At 67.5% G+C, this 14,891-nt stretch carries 17 protein-coding genes; 12 read left to right on the forward strand and 5 right to left on the reverse strand.

The genetic code is table 11. The features are described 5' to 3' along the window. The first annotated feature begins 186 nt into the window (after window positions 1-186). The 5 genes from ACQPYM_RS27720 to ACQPYM_RS27740 all read left to right on the forward strand — a co-directional run bounded on the left by ACQPYM_RS27720 (window position 187) and on the right by ACQPYM_RS27740 (window position 3,398). The gene (locus ACQPYM_RS27720; protein ID WP_433005953.1) at window positions 187-762 is read left to right on the forward strand and encodes an NADPH-dependent FMN reductase; all 576 of its coding nucleotides are present in this window, start codon (window positions 187-189) and stop codon (window positions 760-762) included. Between the two features lie 25 nt (window positions 763-787). Beyond that, the gene (locus ACQPYM_RS27725; RefSeq protein ID WP_433005956.1) at window positions 788-1,324 is read left to right on the forward strand and encodes a dihydrofolate reductase family protein; all 537 of its coding nucleotides are present in this window, start codon (window positions 788-790) and stop codon (window positions 1,322-1,324) included. Window positions 1,325-1,435: 111 nt separating this feature from the next. Further along, window positions 1,436-2,005 (forward strand): hypothetical protein, encoded by a 570-nt coding sequence (locus tag ACQPYM_RS27730; RefSeq protein ID WP_433005959.1) that lies wholly within the window; start codon window positions 1,436-1,438, stop codon window positions 2,003-2,005. Continuing rightward, window positions 2,002-2,649, forward strand: coding sequence for a hypothetical protein (locus ACQPYM_RS27735; protein WP_433005962.1), 648 nt, complete (start codon window positions 2,002-2,004; stop codon window positions 2,647-2,649). Before ACQPYM_RS27730 ends, ACQPYM_RS27735 begins: the two co-directional genes overlap by 4 nt. A gap of 35 nt (window positions 2,650-2,684) precedes the next feature. Further along, window positions 2,685-3,398 (forward strand): class I SAM-dependent methyltransferase, encoded by a 714-nt coding sequence (locus tag ACQPYM_RS27740; RefSeq protein ID WP_433005965.1) that lies wholly within the window; start codon window positions 2,685-2,687, stop codon window positions 3,396-3,398. Here the strand turns inward: ACQPYM_RS27740 and ACQPYM_RS27745 are convergent. Further along, complete coding sequence (locus ACQPYM_RS27745) at window positions 3,395-4,765, reverse strand: FAD-binding oxidoreductase (protein WP_433005968.1); 1,371 nt, start codon at window positions 4,763-4,765, stop codon at window positions 3,395-3,397. The two genes, ACQPYM_RS27740 and ACQPYM_RS27745, sit on opposite strands and share 4 nt — an antisense overlap. 461 nt (window positions 4,766-5,226) lie before the next feature. Between ACQPYM_RS27745 and ACQPYM_RS27750 the strand changes: the two genes are divergently transcribed. Further along, window positions 5,227-6,078 carry an alpha/beta hydrolase family protein gene (locus ACQPYM_RS27750; protein ID WP_433005971.1) on the forward strand — a complete coding sequence of 284 codons (852 nt, stop codon included), beginning with the start codon at window positions 5,227-5,229 and terminating at the stop codon, window positions 6,076-6,078. 3 nt (window positions 6,079-6,081) lie between these two features. After that, a complete protein-coding gene (locus ACQPYM_RS27755) occupies window positions 6,082-6,768 on the forward strand; it encodes a DUF429 domain-containing protein (protein WP_433005974.1) in 687 nt (228 codons plus the stop codon). Window positions 6,769-6,801: 33 nt separating this feature from the next. Here ACQPYM_RS27755 and ACQPYM_RS27760 read toward each other — a convergent pair whose 3' ends face one another. Both ACQPYM_RS27760 and ACQPYM_RS27765 read right to left on the reverse strand, forming a co-directional pair. Further along, a complete protein-coding gene (locus ACQPYM_RS27760) occupies window positions 6,802-7,497 on the reverse strand; it encodes a DUF4386 family protein (RefSeq protein ID WP_433005977.1) in 696 nt (231 codons plus the stop codon). Continuing rightward, window positions 7,494-7,847: a hypothetical protein gene (locus ACQPYM_RS27765; protein ID WP_433005980.1), complete on the reverse strand. Its 354-nt coding sequence runs from the start codon at window positions 7,845-7,847 to the stop codon at window positions 7,494-7,496. The genes ACQPYM_RS27760 and ACQPYM_RS27765 overlap by 4 nt, the downstream gene beginning before the upstream one ends. Window positions 7,848-8,016: 169 nt before the next feature. Between ACQPYM_RS27765 and ACQPYM_RS27770 the strand changes: the two genes are divergently transcribed. Both ACQPYM_RS27770 and ACQPYM_RS27775 read left to right on the forward strand, forming a co-directional pair. After that, complete coding sequence (locus tag ACQPYM_RS27770; RefSeq protein WP_433005983.1) at window positions 8,017-10,140, forward strand: histidine kinase; 2,124 nt, start codon at window positions 8,017-8,019, stop codon at window positions 10,138-10,140. Continuing rightward, window positions 10,137-10,799, forward strand: coding sequence for a response regulator (locus ACQPYM_RS27775; protein ID WP_433005986.1), 663 nt, complete (start codon window positions 10,137-10,139; stop codon window positions 10,797-10,799). Before ACQPYM_RS27770 ends, ACQPYM_RS27775 begins: the two co-directional genes overlap by 4 nt. Here the strand turns inward: ACQPYM_RS27775 and ACQPYM_RS27780 are convergent. Continuing rightward, entirely contained in the window at window positions 10,796-11,782 is a 987-nt protein-coding gene (locus tag ACQPYM_RS27780; protein ID WP_433005989.1) for a helix-turn-helix transcriptional regulator, read from the reverse strand. The two genes, ACQPYM_RS27775 and ACQPYM_RS27780, sit on opposite strands and share 4 nt — an antisense overlap. Before the next feature lie 60 nt (window positions 11,783-11,842). Here ACQPYM_RS27780 and ACQPYM_RS27785 point away from each other — a divergent pair, with 60 nt between their 5' ends. Next, a complete protein-coding gene (locus tag ACQPYM_RS27785) occupies window positions 11,843-12,979 on the forward strand; it encodes an epoxide hydrolase family protein (RefSeq protein ID WP_433005992.1) in 1,137 nt (378 codons plus the stop codon). 87 nt (window positions 12,980-13,066) lie between these two features. Here ACQPYM_RS27785 and ACQPYM_RS27790 read toward each other — a convergent pair whose 3' ends face one another. Continuing rightward, complete coding sequence (locus ACQPYM_RS27790) at window positions 13,067-13,372, reverse strand: antibiotic biosynthesis monooxygenase (protein ID WP_433005995.1); 306 nt, start codon at window positions 13,370-13,372, stop codon at window positions 13,067-13,069. Window positions 13,373-13,455: 83 nt separating this feature from the next. On the opposite strand from ACQPYM_RS27790, the gene ACQPYM_RS27795 reads away from it, so the two are divergent. Then, a complete protein-coding gene (locus ACQPYM_RS27795; RefSeq protein WP_433005999.1) occupies window positions 13,456-14,448 on the forward strand; it encodes an SDR family oxidoreductase in 993 nt (330 codons plus the stop codon). A 77-nt stretch (window positions 14,449-14,525) separates the two neighbouring features. Further along, window positions 14,526-14,879: a hypothetical protein gene (locus tag ACQPYM_RS27800; RefSeq protein WP_433006002.1), complete on the forward strand. Its 354-nt coding sequence runs from the start codon at window positions 14,526-14,528 to the stop codon at window positions 14,877-14,879. Window positions 14,880-14,891: the final 12 nt, after the last annotated feature.

Here is a 14,891-nt window from a genome sequence, read left to right on the forward strand (position 1 = left end):
GCGCCCTGTGTCCGAAGTTCTTTGGCGCTTGCGGCGCCCGGCACGCACCTCAACACCGCAATCACTCAAACAACTTCGGACACAGGGCGCTGGAGGGTTTCCGGCCGACCCACCGATGACCGGAAAGAAACCGTAAACCCTCTCCGGCAGAGTCTTCCTCAACAGCAACGAGGGAGGTGAGCAGGGATGAACTTACGACTCGCAGTGATCATCGGTAGCACCCGCAACGGGCGCTTCGGGCCGACAGTGGCCAGCTGGTTCGCACAGCAGGCCGCCAAGCGGGCCGACTTCGACATAGACGTCGTGGACCTGGCCACTGCGAACCTGCCTCAGACACTGTCCGACACGGACGAGCCCACGCCGGCAGAGGTCGCAGTACTGGCTCCGCGGCTGGCTGCGGCGGATGCGTTCGCTGTCGTCACTCCGGAGTACAACAGCAGCTTCCCGGCATCGCTGAAGACCGCACTCGACTGGTACTACGAGGAGTGGCACGCGAAGCCGGTCGCGATCGTCGCCTACGGCCGCGAGACAGGTGGCCTGTACGCCGCAGCGCAGCTACGGCAGGTCTTCTCCGAGCTGCAGGCGGTAACGATCCGCAACACCGTCACACTGCCCTGTTACTGGGAACAGTTCGCCGCCGACGGCAGCTGGCCCCGCCCTGGCTCAGGCTACGAGGCCTCGGCCAAGACCACGCTCGACCAGCTCGTCTGGTGGGCGCAAGCACTTCGCGACGCACGCACCAAACACCCCTACCAAGCCTGACACCACACAGCAGAAAGGCACGACCATGCGCAAGATCATCGAGTCCACCTTCGTCACCCTCAACGGCAGCATCTCCAACCCGCAGGACTGGAGCGGGCCGTACTGGGACGAGGACCACTTCGGCTACTCCGGCAAGCTGATGGAGAGCACCGAGGCCCTGCTGCTCGGCCGGCGCACCTACGAAGGCTTCGCCGAGGCCTGGTCCAGCCGGGACGGCGAGATGGCCGACACCTTCAACAGCATGCCGAAGTACGTCGCCTCCACCACGCTGACCGAGACCACCTGGAACGCCAAGCTGCTCGAGGGCGACGCGGTCGAGGCCCTCCGGAAGCTGAAGGCGGAGGACGGTGGCGACCTGCTCAAGTTCGGCACCGGGTCGTTCTCCAAGACGCTGCTCGAGCACAAGCTGGTCGACGAGTACCACTTCTGGGTCTTCCCGGTGCTGGCCGACGGCGACCAGCTGTTCGCGGAGTCCGAGATCGGGATCAACCACCTCGAACTGCTCGGTACGACCACCTTCAAGTCCGGCATCGTCGTCCACAAGCTGGCGCCGAAGGCCTGATCCCGCACGAGTCGCAGGACCGGCTGACGCCCGGAGCCCACCAGGGTTCCGGGCGTTTCGTCGTTTCGGCCTGGGTACAAAACTTACTTACTCAGAAGGGACTTGAGACCGATGGGAACCGTCATCACCATCATCGTCGTCGTCCTGGTCGTGCTCGTCGCCGCGGGGGCACTCTACGCGTACCAGCGACGGAAGACCGCCCAGTTGCAGGAGCGGTTCGGCCCGGAGTACGAGCGCACTCTGGAGGAGCGGGGTGATCGCAAGGAAGCGCTGCGCGATCTGCGCGCCCGGGAGCAGCGGCGCGAGCAGCTCGACGTACACCCGATCAGCGCGGAGTCTGCCGAGCGCTACCGCGCCGAGTGGACCGGACTGCAGCAGAGCTTCGTGGACACCCCAGGAGAGGCTGTCACCCAGGCAGACCGGCTGGTACTGCGGATGATGCGCGAAGCCGGCTATCCGGTCGACGACTTCGACCAGCGGGCCGACGACATCTCGGTGGACCATCCCGAGGTGGCGCAGAACTACCGGCAGGCACACCAGATCGCGGTAGCCCAGACCCAGGGCCAGGTCACCACAGAAGACCTCCGCCAGGCAGTCACCGCCTACCGCCGCCTAGTCACCGTCCTGCTCGAGACCCCGGCCTCCCGCAACGGCCACACCGACCCGAAGGACTACTCATGACCCTCCCCCACGACGACCCCCTGGATCCCGCCACCCCGCGCCCTGGAGACCCCCGTACTGCGGAAGCGGCCGACGACCGTACTGCGGACTACGACGCCACCCGTACTGCGCAAGCCGACCCAGCACCCCGTACCGAGGACCCGGACTCGGCAGCCCGTACTGCGGATGCCGACCCGGTGGACGGTATGGCGACCCCCGTCGCGGCCGACCGCCCCGTGCACGCCGAGCGGCCGGAGTACTCCGTAGACCAGGTCGGTGACGACCAGGCTCCGGTCATCCCCTCGGAAGACCGCACCACCGACCCGCTGACGGACCCCAACGCCACACCCGATGCAGCAACGGCAGGAACCCCGACCGCTCCGGCACACTCCACGTCCGACGAGCCACTCATGACCCCGTCGGACGCCGTCGACTTCAAGGCCCGCTGGGACGTCGTCCAGCAAGGCTTCGTGGACGATCCGCGGTCCGCGGTCACGGATGCCGACAAGCTGGTCAGTGAAGTCCTCGAGCGGCTCTCTGCCATGTTCGACGAGCAGCGCAAGACACTGGAAGGCCGGTGGTCGGAGGGCGAACCCGATACTGAGGACCTGCGCTCCGCTCTGCAGCGCTACCGCGCGTTCTTCCAACGCCTGCTGAGCATCTAGCCGAACCTTTCCGCCTGCCGCCGCGTCCCAGAGGCATGAAGTTGCTGGGGCGCAGGCGGCAGGCGATCTCGCGGGCAGAGGCACAGTCGTTCGATCGGCTGGCCGCGGACTACGACCGCCTGGGCGAACTCACCGGCAACGCCGTCAGCGACTGGCTCCCGTCGGTGCTGCCAGCCGGACAGCGCTCGGGGGGCAACGCGCTCGACCTGGGCTGCGGCGCCGGCAGGCACGCAGTACTGCTGGCTGAGCATTTCGAGCACGTGGACGCCGTCGACCTGTCCGCTGCGATGATCCGGCTGGCCCGGCGCAAGCGGCCACGTCCCAACATCTGCTACCTCGAGTCCGGGATCCTGGACGTCACCGGCAGCTACGACTTCATCGTCAGCGCGGCGACGCTCCACCATGTTCCAGACCTGCCGGCAGCCCTGACACACATCAAGGACCTGCTGGCACCCGGCGGGCAGGCCGTCCTGGTCGACACCGTGTCCCCGCGCCCGGCCAACCCGCGCTGGTGGCTCTACGGCGGCGAGCTCCGGAAGCTAGCCCGCAACCTGGTACGGCGCGGGCGTGCTGACGCCTGGGAGATCTTCAAGCTCGCTACTGGCGACTGGCTCGATCACCGGGTCAGTGATCGGTACCTGAGTCGCCAGCAGTTCGAGGAGACCTACTCAGCCGCCTTCCCCGGTGCCACCTTCACCAGGGTCGGCAACGCCCACGCCATGCTCTGGACCAGACCTGCTGTGGACTAGGGAGCGATGTTCTGGTTGAGGTGGAACAGGTTGTCCGGGTCGTACTTGCGCTTCACGTCCACCAGCCGCTCGTAGTTGCCCTTGTAGTTGTCGGCAACCCGGCCCTGGTCGTCACCGGCCATGAAGTTGACGTAGCCGCCCGCCTCCGAGTGGGGCGCCACAGCGTCGTAGTAGTCGCGCACCCACTTGGTCCCCTCGTCGTTCTGCGCGGGGTCCGGCCACATGCCGGCGATCACTGTCGCGAAATTGGCTTCCCGGTAGGCGAAGGCCGTCGCGTCCGCCGCTACCCGGTGGCAGGCTCCGTCGATCGGGTAGATGTGCACTGTCGAGTTCACTGCCGGTAGACCGGGTGCGTGCTGCAGATGCGCCTGGATGGCGTCGTCGGTGAGCTCAGTGACGAAGTTGGCCTTCCAGTAGTGTTGCAGGCCGGGCGGTACGAGTCCGTCGAACGCACTGTTCAGTGCGGGGTACGGCATCTGCCCCACGCTCTCTGCGACCACAGGGGCGAACTGCCGGAACTTGTTGACCTCGTCCTCGCCCTGCTCCGGGTCCCCGGCCCAGCAAGCGACTATCAGCGTGAACGGGTCGCCGTGGCGGTCCTCTGGGATGAACGGCAGCGGTGGCGCCAACTGGAAGGCCGGGAAGCCGCCGAGCTGCTCTGGCGCGTCCTTGATCAGGTCCCTGAACCCAGCGAGCACAGCGGCTCCGTCAGCCATCTCGAACAGCATCGGCCCGCCGTAGACGGTGTCCACCGGAGCCAGCCGGAACTCCAGCGACGTGACGACGCCGAAGTTGCCGCCGCCGCCCCGGAGTGCCCAGAACAGGTCCTCGTGATCCTTCTCGCTGACAGTCAGGAACCGGCCGTCCGCCGTGACCAAGTCCGCGGAGATCAGGTTGTCGCAGGACAGGCCGAGCCCGCGCGCCAGGTACCCGATCCCGCCGCCCAGCGTCAGCCCGCCGACACCTGTGGTCGAGATGATGCCGCCGGTGGTCGCCAGCCCGAACGCGTGGGTCGCCGCGTTGAAGTCACCCCAGGTGGCGCCGCCGCCGGCGCGCGCAGTACGGGTGATTGGGTCCACCCGGACGTTGCGCAGTGGGCTCAGGTCGGCCACGACGCCGTCGTCGCAGGTGCCGAAGCCCGGGACGCTGTGCGAGCCGCCACGGACGGCCAGGTCCAGGTTGTTGGCGGCAGCGAAGCCGACAGCGGCCATCACGTCGCCGGTGTTCTCACACTGCACGACCACCCGTGGGTGCCTGTCGTGCATCGCGTTGTAGACCTTGCGCGCCTCGTCGTACCCCTCGTCCGCATCGGTGATGACGGGACCTCTGGTGCGTTCCCTCAAGTTCTCGATCGTGTACTCGCCCATGACTCCTCCACGGTCCAGTGGGCTTTCCCTGTGTCGACCGGCGCGCTTCACGCGGCGCCGCCCAGACCGGCAAGCCACCCCGTGAACTCAGCGCGAGCTCCCCCAGCGCAACTGGTCCCCCGGACGGCTGCCAGACCTCCCCGCTGACAACCCCTCTCCCCTTGACAGTCCCCCTCGCTCCCGCCTGCGTCAACCCCCGTCCCTCCGCTCGCCTTGGGGCAGGGCGGCACTATGGGGCTATGAAGCTGCCGTGGTTGGGACGCCCTGCGCTGGGGTGTGCCGCGCTGGTCCTGTCGGCTGCAGTTGGTTGCTCGACGCCCCAGTCGGCCGACCCCACGCCTACGGGACCCGTTGCCACCACACCGACCCCTAGCGCTCAGCCGTCCCAGCCCTCCCAGACACCGACTGCTCCGGCACCCACTCCGAGCACCGCCAGCACCCCGGTCACGCCGCCGCATCCCGTGTCGCTCCAGGCCCTGATGGCGAAGAAGTACGACGGCCGCGACCTCCGCCTCGGCCGCGTCCTGAGCCGCACAGACGCTTACACCCGGTACTACGTGACCTACGCCAGCGGCAAACTCACCATCTCCGGCATCCTCAACGTCCCGCGCACCCCCGGCCGCCACCCAGCACTGGTCCTCAACCACGGCTACATCGACCCAGCCATCTACACCAACGGCCGCGGCCTGATGCGCGAGCAGGACTACCTTGCCCGCCGCGGATACGTAGTACTGCACACCGACTATCGCAATCACGCGCAGTCGTCCAAGGATCCGCAGTCCGAGGTCAACCTGCGCCTCGGCTACACAGAGGACGTCATCAACGCGGTGCTCGCCCTGAAGGCGGCACCGTTCGTCGACCCGCAGCGGGTCGGGCTGTTCGGCCGGTCGATGGGTGGCGGCATCACGTACAACGTGCTGGTGGCGCAACCGGGTCTGGTCAAGGCAGCCATCGTCTACGCGCCGGTCAGCTCGAACGCAGTCGACAACTTCAACCGCTGGGTCCGCCCGCAGGCCGAGATCGCCGGTGCGATCGTCCGTGCTCACGGCGACCCGGCCGCGAACCCGACCTTCTGGCGGAACCTGTCAGCCGTCAACTTCTTCGACCGCATCACCGAACCACTGCTGATCCAGCAGGGCCTGGCCGACTCCACCTGTCCACCTGTCTGGGCGCAGCAAACCTACGCAGCCCTGCAGAAGGCCGGTAAGCAAGCCACTCTCTACACCTACCCTGGTGAGGAGCACGCCTTCGCTGCCGCCTGGCCGAGGTCGATGGCCAGATCTGTTGCCTTCCTCAAACAACAGGGCCTCTAGCAAGTGACCCGGGTGCTCGGTGTCGATGCCTGCAAGGCGGGGTGGGTCGGCGTACTGCTGGAGGACGATTCGGTGCGCGCGCACGTGGCGAGCACGATCGAACTCCTGATCGCGCAGGCCGAGCATGACGGACCGCTCGCTGTCGTCGCCGTCGACATGCCGATCGGGCTGCCCGACAAGGCGCCACGGCAGGCGGATCTGCTGGCTAGGTCCGCGATCGGACGGTTGTCGTCTTCGGTGTTCACGACGCCGGTACGAGCGGCCTTGCTGGCTCCGACTCATCGGGATGCGGTCCTGATCAATCGTGAACTCACCGGGCAAGGGCTCTCGATCCAGGCCTATGGTCTGCGGGGGAAACTGTTCGAGGTCGACCAGTGGGTCAAGCGGGCCGGTGCGCTGGTGGTGGAGGTTCATCCGGAGGTCAGCTTCGCCCAGCTGGCCGGGGCGCCGCTGACGGTCCGCAAGTCGACCTGGGCCGGCGCCGAACGCCGACGTGCTCTGCTGGCCGACGCAGGTATCGCTCTGAACGGCGAGCTCGGCCTGGCGGGTCAGGCGGTCGGCGTGGACGACGTACTGGACGCGGGTGCGGCGGCGTGGTCCGCGCTGCGCGTCGCGCGAGGAGATGCCGTGTCGTTGCCCAATCCACCGGAAATCTTCGCCGACGGGTGGCCGGCAGCAATCTGGGTCTGACGGGACATCAGACCCAGACGCTTTGGTTTGCCGTCAGCGCACGGCCGGTAGGTCCCAGTCGTCGTTGCGGAGCTTGAGGATCGCCCACCCCGCCGCGGCGAACCCGGCCGCCTGCAGTCCCCAGCCGAACAGGTCGAGCGTGTGGTTGGGAATGATGACCGCGGCAACGATATGAACCGGCTGCGACACCATCACCGCGACCGCGGCCCAGCGCGCCACCACTCGCGAGCGCCACATCGCGGCACCGAGCAGGATGGTGCCGATGACATGCCCGAGGACGAAGAACACCCCGGCGATCTCACCCGTCGGGTGGACTGCCTCCGCGATCCGCGTGACGCTACCGGCTTCCAGCCCGGCATCTGCCCCAGCCCAGAGAAGCTGGTCGCTACCGGCCAGCCAGCCGAGCGACAGGTACCCCGGGATCAGCAGCGCCAGCGCGACCAGCGTCAGCTTGGGTGCCCGCCGCCGGGTCAGCCTACCAACCGCATACGCGGCCGGTACCAGCGTCAGGATCGCGATGAGTCCTAACCACAACACGGCCGAGGCGCGACCCGGTTCCGCGATCGCCTTCGCGGCCATGGTCGAGGTGTCGTCGACGGTGTCGTAGGGCAGGACGTACCGCAGTACCGCGACAGCCGCCGGGCCGACTGGCAACAGGAGCGCGGCTGCCCATCGGGTGATGCCGCGGGTGTCCGCAACGGGCGTAGTACGGGCTGCTGTGGTTGTCATCGCGCACCTGCCAATTGCCGCGCAGGCACGAGCAGGAGCGCCACACCGAGCGCAGTCAACGCGACTACCAGTCCGGCGGCCGCCAACGCCGCTGCCGGGACGTCACCCACGAAGAAGGCCGGTACTGCGCTCAGGGCCGACAGCGCCCGCAGCACGATCAGCGGCACGACCGGCCGCCGAGCACCGCGCCAGGCGAACACCACGAGCACCAGGCTGACCAGCCCGAGCGCGGAGCCGATCAGCGCGACCGACATTGGCGGGTGCTCACCATCCGTCAGCAGCGGGCCGGCCAGGTCCGCCAGCGACAGCAGCCCTAGTACGACCAGCCCGGCACGAAATGTACGAGACATCTCCAAACCTCCCCTGTACTGCGGCCCGTCGGGCCGTCTGCCTCCACAGTCGGGCCGGCCGCACTCCCGCCGCCTGAGCCGGCGTTCACCCGTCGCCAGGAACTCGCCCGCCATCCCCGGGAACCCGTTCCCGAGACACCGGGACACCTCTGAGCGCACACTGATCCCCATGAAGGCCGACCACCCTCCCAACCGCCGGGCGCTGGCGGCCGGGCTCGGCGGGTTCGCGGTGGCCGAAGTGCTCACCGGGCTGGTCCTGGCCGTGGTGGTCGGCTGGTCCTTCAGTACTGCGCTCGACAGCTTCCTGGTCACCAATGGGCTGATGGGATTCACCTTCGCGGCCTGCGGCGCGGTGATCGCCTGGCATCGGCCGGCCAACCCGATCGGCTGGCTCTTCATCGCCGACGGCATCGGTCACGCGACCACCGCCGTCGGGGCGCCGCTGAGCCAACTGCTGTACGACAGTGCCGCGCCGATGCCGGTGCAACGCTTCGCGGCGACGGTGTTCCTCTGGTCCTGGCCTTGGTCGATCGGGTTGTTCCTGCCGCTGGCGCTGCTGCTGTTCCCCGACGGACGCCTTCTCTCGAAGCGGTGGCGACCTGTTGCCATCGGCATCATCGTCACCTCGCCGTTGTTCGCTCTCGAGATGGGCGCAGGCCCGGAGGCGATATTCGACGACGGCCCCACGAGCTATCTCCAGCTCCCCGGGTACGACTCCCTTCAACCGTTGTGGACGGCAACCGAACTCCGTGGACTGCTCGCCTATCTCCTGGCGATAGCGAGTCTGGTCATCCGCTATCGCCGGGCGGCTGATACGGGCCGCCGACAACTACTGTGGTTGCTGCTGGCAAGCGTCATCATGATCGTCTTCGTCACCCCCTGGGCGCTGGTCAGCGGCACACCGATCCTGGTCCTGCTGGCGATCCCACTCATCCCGATCTCGGTGGCGGTCGCGATCGTTCGTCATCAGCTGCTGGACATCCGACTGGTGGTGTCCCGGGCGTTGAGCTGGGCGTTGCTGTCGATCCTTGCCGTCGGCGCCTATGTCGCGCTGGTCGCTCTCACGGACTCACTGATCTCTTCCCGCTTCGGGCGCTCCGCCACGGTCACGGTCCTGGTCGCACTGCTGATCGCTCCGGTACTGCCGCGCCTGCAGCGAATGGTCGACCGAGCCATGTACGGCGACCGCCGCGACCCGGCTCGGGTCGCTTCACGCATCGGGGAGGAACTGTCCTCCGGCGTGGCCGGCGGCATGCCCGGTGTCGTCGAAGCCATCCGCTCCGCCCTCCGCTTCCCGTACGTCGCCGTCGCGGTGGACGACACGATCCTCGCCTCCGCCGGAGTCGCGCCGCCTGGCGAGCCTTCCGCCGGGGTGTCCCGCGATGGCGGGCCCGTGGACTCGGCCGGAGTCGCCCGCGAGGGCGGGCTCGTGGGCTCGGCGGACGTAGTACCGGTGGAGTTGTCTTATGGCGGTACTACGGTTGGCTCGTTGCTGGTTGGGCTGCGTTCGGGCGAGTCAGGGTTGTCGCAGGCTGATCGCAACGTGCTCGCGCTGATCGCAGTACCGCTGGCCGTTGCTGTGCATGCGACTCGGCTGTCGTCTGAATTGCAGGCCTCGCGGGAGCACCTCGTCGCTGCGCGCGAGGAGGAGCGCCGGCGGTTGCGGCGGGACCTGCACGACGGGCTCGGCCCAACGTTGACCGGCGTCGCCTTCACGGCGGATGCGGCCGCCAACCTCATCTCCGCCGATCCGGCGCGAGCTTCTGAGTTGCTGGGGACCTTGCGGACCGACACTCGAGCGGCGATCGCCGACGTGCGGCGGCTGGTGGACGACCTTCGCCCGCCCGCGCTGGACGAACTCGGCCTGGTCGGTGCGCTGCGCCAGCGAGCAGACCAACTGTCATGGCGAGCAGACGGCGCATCGGTTTCGGTGCGAGTGTCAGCCGACGGGTTGCCCGCATTGCCTGCCGCGCTGGAGGTCGCGGCGTACCGGATCGCGACCGAGGCACTCACCAACGTGGTGCGGCATTCGCGCGCGACGTCCGCAGTACTGTGCCTGCGTTGTGGTCCCGAGCTGGAGGTCGAAGTGACAGACGACGGCCCACCGAACGGTGCGTGGAAGCCAGGCGTCGGCCTGCAAGCAATGCGCGAACGAGCCGCCGAACTGGGCGGCACCTTCGAAGCCGGCCCTACCCCCACCGGCGGCCGGGTCCACGCCACCTTCCCGATGACCGTCGACCAGGAGGCCACGTCCCAAATCCGCTTGGCCGGCGACTCAAAGGCATCCCAATGACCCCCGAGGCAACCAGCGCGGTCCGCGTCGTGCTGGCCGACGACCACCCGGTGGTTCGCGCCGGTCTCGCCGCCCTGCTCTCCTCGCTGCCCGGCATCGAGGTGGTCGGCGTCGCCGCGACCGGCCGCGAAGCCGTCCGCGAAGTGGTGACGACGCGACCCGACGTCGCAGTACTGGATCTCCAGATGCCCGACCTCGACGGCTTCGCCGCAACCCGCGAACTGGCCCGTACTGCGCCCGACGTCGCGGTGCTCGTGCTGACGATGTTCGAGGACGACGACTCGGTCTTCGCCGCGATGCGAGCCGGCGCCCGCGGCTACCTGGTCAAAGGCGCGGAACAGGACGAGATCGCCCGCGCCATCCACGCCGTCGCCGCCGGCGAAGCCATCTTCGGCCCCGGCGTTGCCCGCCGCGTCCTCTCCTTCTTCGCCAGACCCCCACAACCCGCCGCCGAACCGTTCCCCGACCTCACCACCCGAGAACGCGAAATCCTCGACCTCCTAGCCGCCGGCCTCTCCAACACCGCCATCGGCACCCGCCTAGGCCTGGCCTCCAAAACAGTCGCCAACAACGTCTCCACCATCTTCACCAAACTCTCCGTAGCCGACCGAGCCACAGCCATAATCCAAGCCCGCAACGCCGGCCTCGGAAACCCTTAGTCCGTTCTCGATTCGATTGCCCGGAGGTAGCGCTCGCCGATTATCTTGAGGTGGTCGACCAGGGCCTCGGGTGCGGTGACGTGGAAGTCGAAGCCGAGCATGCCGATGTAGACGGCGACTACCTCGAGGCTTTCCGCGCCGGTGACGAGTACGCAGGTTTTTTCGTCGACCGACTCGACGATTCCGACTGCCGCGTGGATTCGCGCGAGCACCTCCTCCGCCGAAGCGAACACCGTGATCCGGGCATGCACCTTCCAGCCCGCGGTGGCGACGTCGCGCATCACGAAGTTGGTGTAGTCGCCGTCCGGCATCGGGCGCGGCTTGTATTTCCGCCCGGTCGCCATCCGCAGATCCATCCAGTCGACCCGATACGTCCGCCATTCGCCCGCTTCGTCGCGCGCGGCCAGATACCAGTACCGCTGCCAACTCATCAACCGATACGGCTCCACCAGCAACGGCAGCGAAGGACCCGACGACTCCTGCCCCGGTACTGCGTAGTCGAACCGCAGGTAATGCTCATCGCGGATAGCCGCCGCAATCGTAGTCACAACCACGGGATCGATCTCCGGATCCGGAACGTTCGACCCGGTGTTGTCCGGCCCTTTCGACAGCGTCGTGTGGATCGCGTTGACCTGCCGCCGCAGCCGATGCGGCAGCACCTGCTCGAGCTTCGCCAGCGCCCGCCCGCTGCTCTCCTCCATCCCGCTGACCCCAGCACCTGTCCGCAGCCCGACAGCCACAGCCACCGCTTCCTCGTCATCCAGAAGCAACGGCGGCAGCTTGGCGCCGACACCTAGCTGGTAGTACCCGGCTGCGCCCCGCGTCGCATCCACCGGATACCCCAGCTCGCGCAGCCGATCGATGTCGTTCCGGATGGTTCGCGTACTCACCCCCAGCCGCTCCGCCAGCTCGGACCCGGGCCAGGCCGGCCGCGACTGCATCAGCGCCAGCAAGGACAGCAACCGGGAAGAAGTTTCACGCATGCGGAAAACGGTACTTCAATTGGGAATCTAACGTTCCTATATGGCTTCTACGGTAGAGCCATGAACAACAACGACACCGCAGCCATCCGCCCCTTCCGCGTCGAGATCGCCCAGGCCGACCTGGACGACCTGCAGGCCCGGCTCGCCAACACCCGCCTCCCCGCCGAGGCGCCCGGCGACAACTGGGACCTCGGTACTCCGAACCACTACCTGCGCGAGACGGTCGAGCACTGGCGCACCGAGTTCGACTGGCGAGCGCAGGAGGCGCGGATGAACGAGTTCCCGCACTACCTGACCGACATCGACGGCCAGACCGTGCACTTCATCCACGTACCGTCCGCCGAGGCCGACGCGACTCCCCTGCTCCTGCTCCACACCTACCCGGGATCGTTCGTCGACTTCCTCGACATGATCGGCCCGCTCACCGACCCGGTCGCCCACGGAGGCAAGGCCGAGGACGCGTTCTCGGTCGTCGTACCGTCCATCCCCGGCTTCGGCTTCAGTACTCCGCTGGTCGACCGCGGCTGGACGATGGCGCGAGTGGCGCGCACCTTCGACAAGCTGATGCGCCGGCTCGGCTACTCGTCGTACGGGTCGCACGGCAGCGACGGCGGCGCGATGATCTCTCGCGAACTCGGCCTGCTGAACCCTGAAGGCTTCCTCGGCCTGCACGTCCTGCAACTGTTCTCGTTCCCGTCGGGCGACCCGTCCGAGTTCGAGAAGTTCACCCCCGAGGACTACGCGGCGCTGGAGCACCTGCAGTGGTTCCAGTCGGTCGGCGGCTACAACGCGATCAACTCGACCCGCCCGCAGACCGTTGCCGTCGGCATCTCCGACTCCCCGGTCGGCCAGCTGGCCTGGAACGAACTGTTCAACAACTTCGGCAACGGCACCAGCCTGGTGAGCCGCGACCAGATCCTCACCGAGGTCAGCCTCTACTGGTTCACCAACACCTCGGCCACCGCCGGCCGCTACCACTACGAAGAAGCCAACGCAGGCACCGAGCCGGCCATCAACCACGCCCCGACCGGCGTCGCGGTCTTCGCCGACGACTTCAAAACCATCCGCTCCCTCGCCGAACGCGACAACTCCAACATCGTCCACTGGTCCACCTTCAAAGAAGGCGGCCACTTCGCCTCCCTGGAACGCCCCACCGACGTCACCGAAGACCTCCGCACCTTCTTCCGCAACCTGTAGTCACTCCGGCAGCATCGAGCTGAACCACCTTCGGCCGGCCACCGCACCCGCGGTGAGCCGGCCGGTTGGCGTTTGCGGACCACCGCGTCAGAACAGCTCGGATGCAACCCAGGCGTCGTCAACGGGAAGCAGCTCCACCGACTGCGGCGCCTCGAGGAAACCAGCAGCCATGATCGCCGCCACCGTCTCGAGATAGTCATCGGACTCAGCCAACGCCTCGGCCGCCTCCTGATCTCGCCAGAACGTGACCACCATCCGCCCGCTCGCGGTCCGCCCGAAAAGCACCCCCAGGCACCCAGCCTGACGCTTGAACATAGGCAGCGACCGCTCAGCCGCGAACGTCTCGTACTCCGCCGCCCGCCGCTCGTCCAGCCCAGTCCGCCAAATACGCATGATCACCGCACCATCATCCACGGCCTCTTCCTTCAGGACTTGGTCAACGAGTAGGAGCGTCTACTGCTGGGCACCGGCGGGCCATGAGTGTTGTCGCCATCACCGGAGCCAGTGCAGGGATCGGCCGGGCCACCGCCCAACTGTTCGCCGATCGTGGGTACGACGTGGGTCTCATCGCGCGCGGCCCCGACGGGTTGAGCGCCGCCCAGAGCGAGGTGGAGAAGACGGGGGCGCGTGCGGTCGCAGTACAGGCTGATGTCAGTGACAGTGAGGCCCTCGATCGCGCGGCCGGGCAGATCGAGGAGCAACTCGGCCCGATCGATGTCTGGGTCAACGACGCGATGGCCACCGTCTTCGGCCCGTTCCTCGACCTCGAACCCGACGAGTTCCGCCGCGTCACCGAGGTCACCTACCTCGGCTTCGTCAACGGCACCCGCGCGGCCCTGCGCCGGATGGTCCCCCGCAACCGCGGCGTCATCATCCAGGTCGGCTCGTCACTCGCGTACCGCGGGATCCCCCTGCAATCGGCGTACTGCGGCGCCAAGCACGCAGCCCAGGGATTCACCGAGTCGATCCGCTGCGAACTCCAGCACGACAACATCGACATCCACATCTGCGAAGTCCACATGCCGGCGACGAACACCCCACAGTTCCGCATCCAGCGATCCAAGTTGGACCACAAAGCCCAACCGGTCCCGCCCATCTACCAACCCGAACTGGCCGCCGAAGCCATCTGGCACGCAGCCCACCACCGCCGCCGCCAACTCTGGATCGGTTTCCCCACCGCCTACACCATCCTCGGCAACCGCATAGCCGCCCCACTCCTGGACGCCTTCCTAGCCAAAACCGGCTACCAAAGCCAACAAACCGCGGAACCAGACACCCCCAACCGCCCCGACAACCTCTACCACCCCCTCCCCGGCGACCACGGCCCCCACGGCTCCTTCGACACCACCGCCAAACCCACCAGCCGCTACATAGCCTTGATCCTCTCCCCACCAATAGCCCGAGCCACCGAAACCCTAGAAGCCCTAACCACCCAAGCCGGCCGCCTCCTAGCCCGCCTAACCACCTAACCCCTGTGGATAAACTCCCCACCCATCCCACGGCGCCGCCCTATCCTGTTGGAATCACCAAGCCGAACAGGATTCCCATGGACCCGGAAACGCCGCATCTCCTCCCCGACGGTCAGACCGCCTGGGTGATCGCCACGGACGAGGCCGCGAAACACTTGCCCAACCTGCTCGCCCTGTACCGCGAAGGTGAAGCCGAACCACTGATCTTCGGCGATGCAGGCCAACCAGAGGCCGTCGTGATCCCGTTCGCCGTCTGGCGCGCGCTGGTCTCCGAAGCGACTGACGAGGAGGGCTTCGACGCCAGCTATTCGCTCGCGCGCCACCGACTCGCGAACCCGCAACAGTCGATACCTCTCGAGGACGTCGCCGCCGAGCTGGGTTGGGACCTCGACGAAGAGGTCGACGACTCCGAGTTCCGCAAGCCACAGTGACGCCGTACCGCC

This window comes from Kribbella sp. CA-294648 (assembly GCF_050943845.1).
Classification (GTDB): Bacteria; Actinomycetota; Actinomycetes; order Propionibacteriales; family Kribbellaceae; genus Kribbella.

Bases quoted from the DNA above. Each gene is read 5' to 3' on its own strand.
- ACQPYM_RS27760 (WP_433005977.1), bottom strand. From the start codon at position 7,497: ATGACAACCACAGCAGCCCGTACTACGCCCGTTGCGGACACCCGCGGC.
- ACQPYM_RS27775 (WP_433005986.1), top strand. From the start codon at position 10,137: ATGACCCCCGAGGCAACCAGCGCGGTCCGCGTCGTGCTGGCCGACGAC.
- ACQPYM_RS27745 (WP_433005968.1), bottom strand. From the start codon at position 4,765: ATGGGCGAGTACACGATCGAGAACTTGAGGGAACGCACCAGAGGTCCC.
- ACQPYM_RS27780 (WP_433005989.1), bottom strand. From the start codon at position 11,782: ATGCGTGAAACTTCTTCCCGGTTGCTGTCCTTGCTGGCGCTGATGCAG.
- ACQPYM_RS27720 (WP_433005953.1), top strand. From the start codon at position 187: ATGAACTTACGACTCGCAGTGATCATCGGTAGCACCCGCAACGGGCGC.
- ACQPYM_RS27765 (WP_433005980.1), bottom strand. From the start codon at position 7,847: ATGTCTCGTACATTTCGTGCCGGGCTGGTCGTACTAGGGCTGCTGTCG.
- ACQPYM_RS27740 (WP_433005965.1), top strand. From the start codon at position 2,685: ATGAAGTTGCTGGGGCGCAGGCGGCAGGCGATCTCGCGGGCAGAGGCA.
- ACQPYM_RS27725 (WP_433005956.1), top strand. From the start codon at position 788: ATGCGCAAGATCATCGAGTCCACCTTCGTCACCCTCAACGGCAGCATC.
- ACQPYM_RS27790 (WP_433005995.1), bottom strand. From the start codon at position 13,372: ATGCGTATTTGGCGGACTGGGCTGGACGAGCGGCGGGCGGCGGAGTAC.
- ACQPYM_RS27795 (WP_433005999.1), top strand. From the start codon at position 13,456: ATGAGTGTTGTCGCCATCACCGGAGCCAGTGCAGGGATCGGCCGGGCC.
- ACQPYM_RS27800 (WP_433006002.1), top strand. From the start codon at position 14,526: ATGGACCCGGAAACGCCGCATCTCCTCCCCGACGGTCAGACCGCCTGG.
- ACQPYM_RS27785 (WP_433005992.1), top strand. From the start codon at position 11,843: ATGAACAACAACGACACCGCAGCCATCCGCCCCTTCCGCGTCGAGATC.
- ACQPYM_RS27770 (WP_433005983.1), top strand. From the start codon at position 8,017: ATGAAGGCCGACCACCCTCCCAACCGCCGGGCGCTGGCGGCCGGGCTC.
- ACQPYM_RS27735 (WP_433005962.1), top strand. From the start codon at position 2,002: ATGACCCTCCCCCACGACGACCCCCTGGATCCCGCCACCCCGCGCCCT.
- ACQPYM_RS27730 (WP_433005959.1), top strand. From the start codon at position 1,436: ATGGGAACCGTCATCACCATCATCGTCGTCGTCCTGGTCGTGCTCGTC.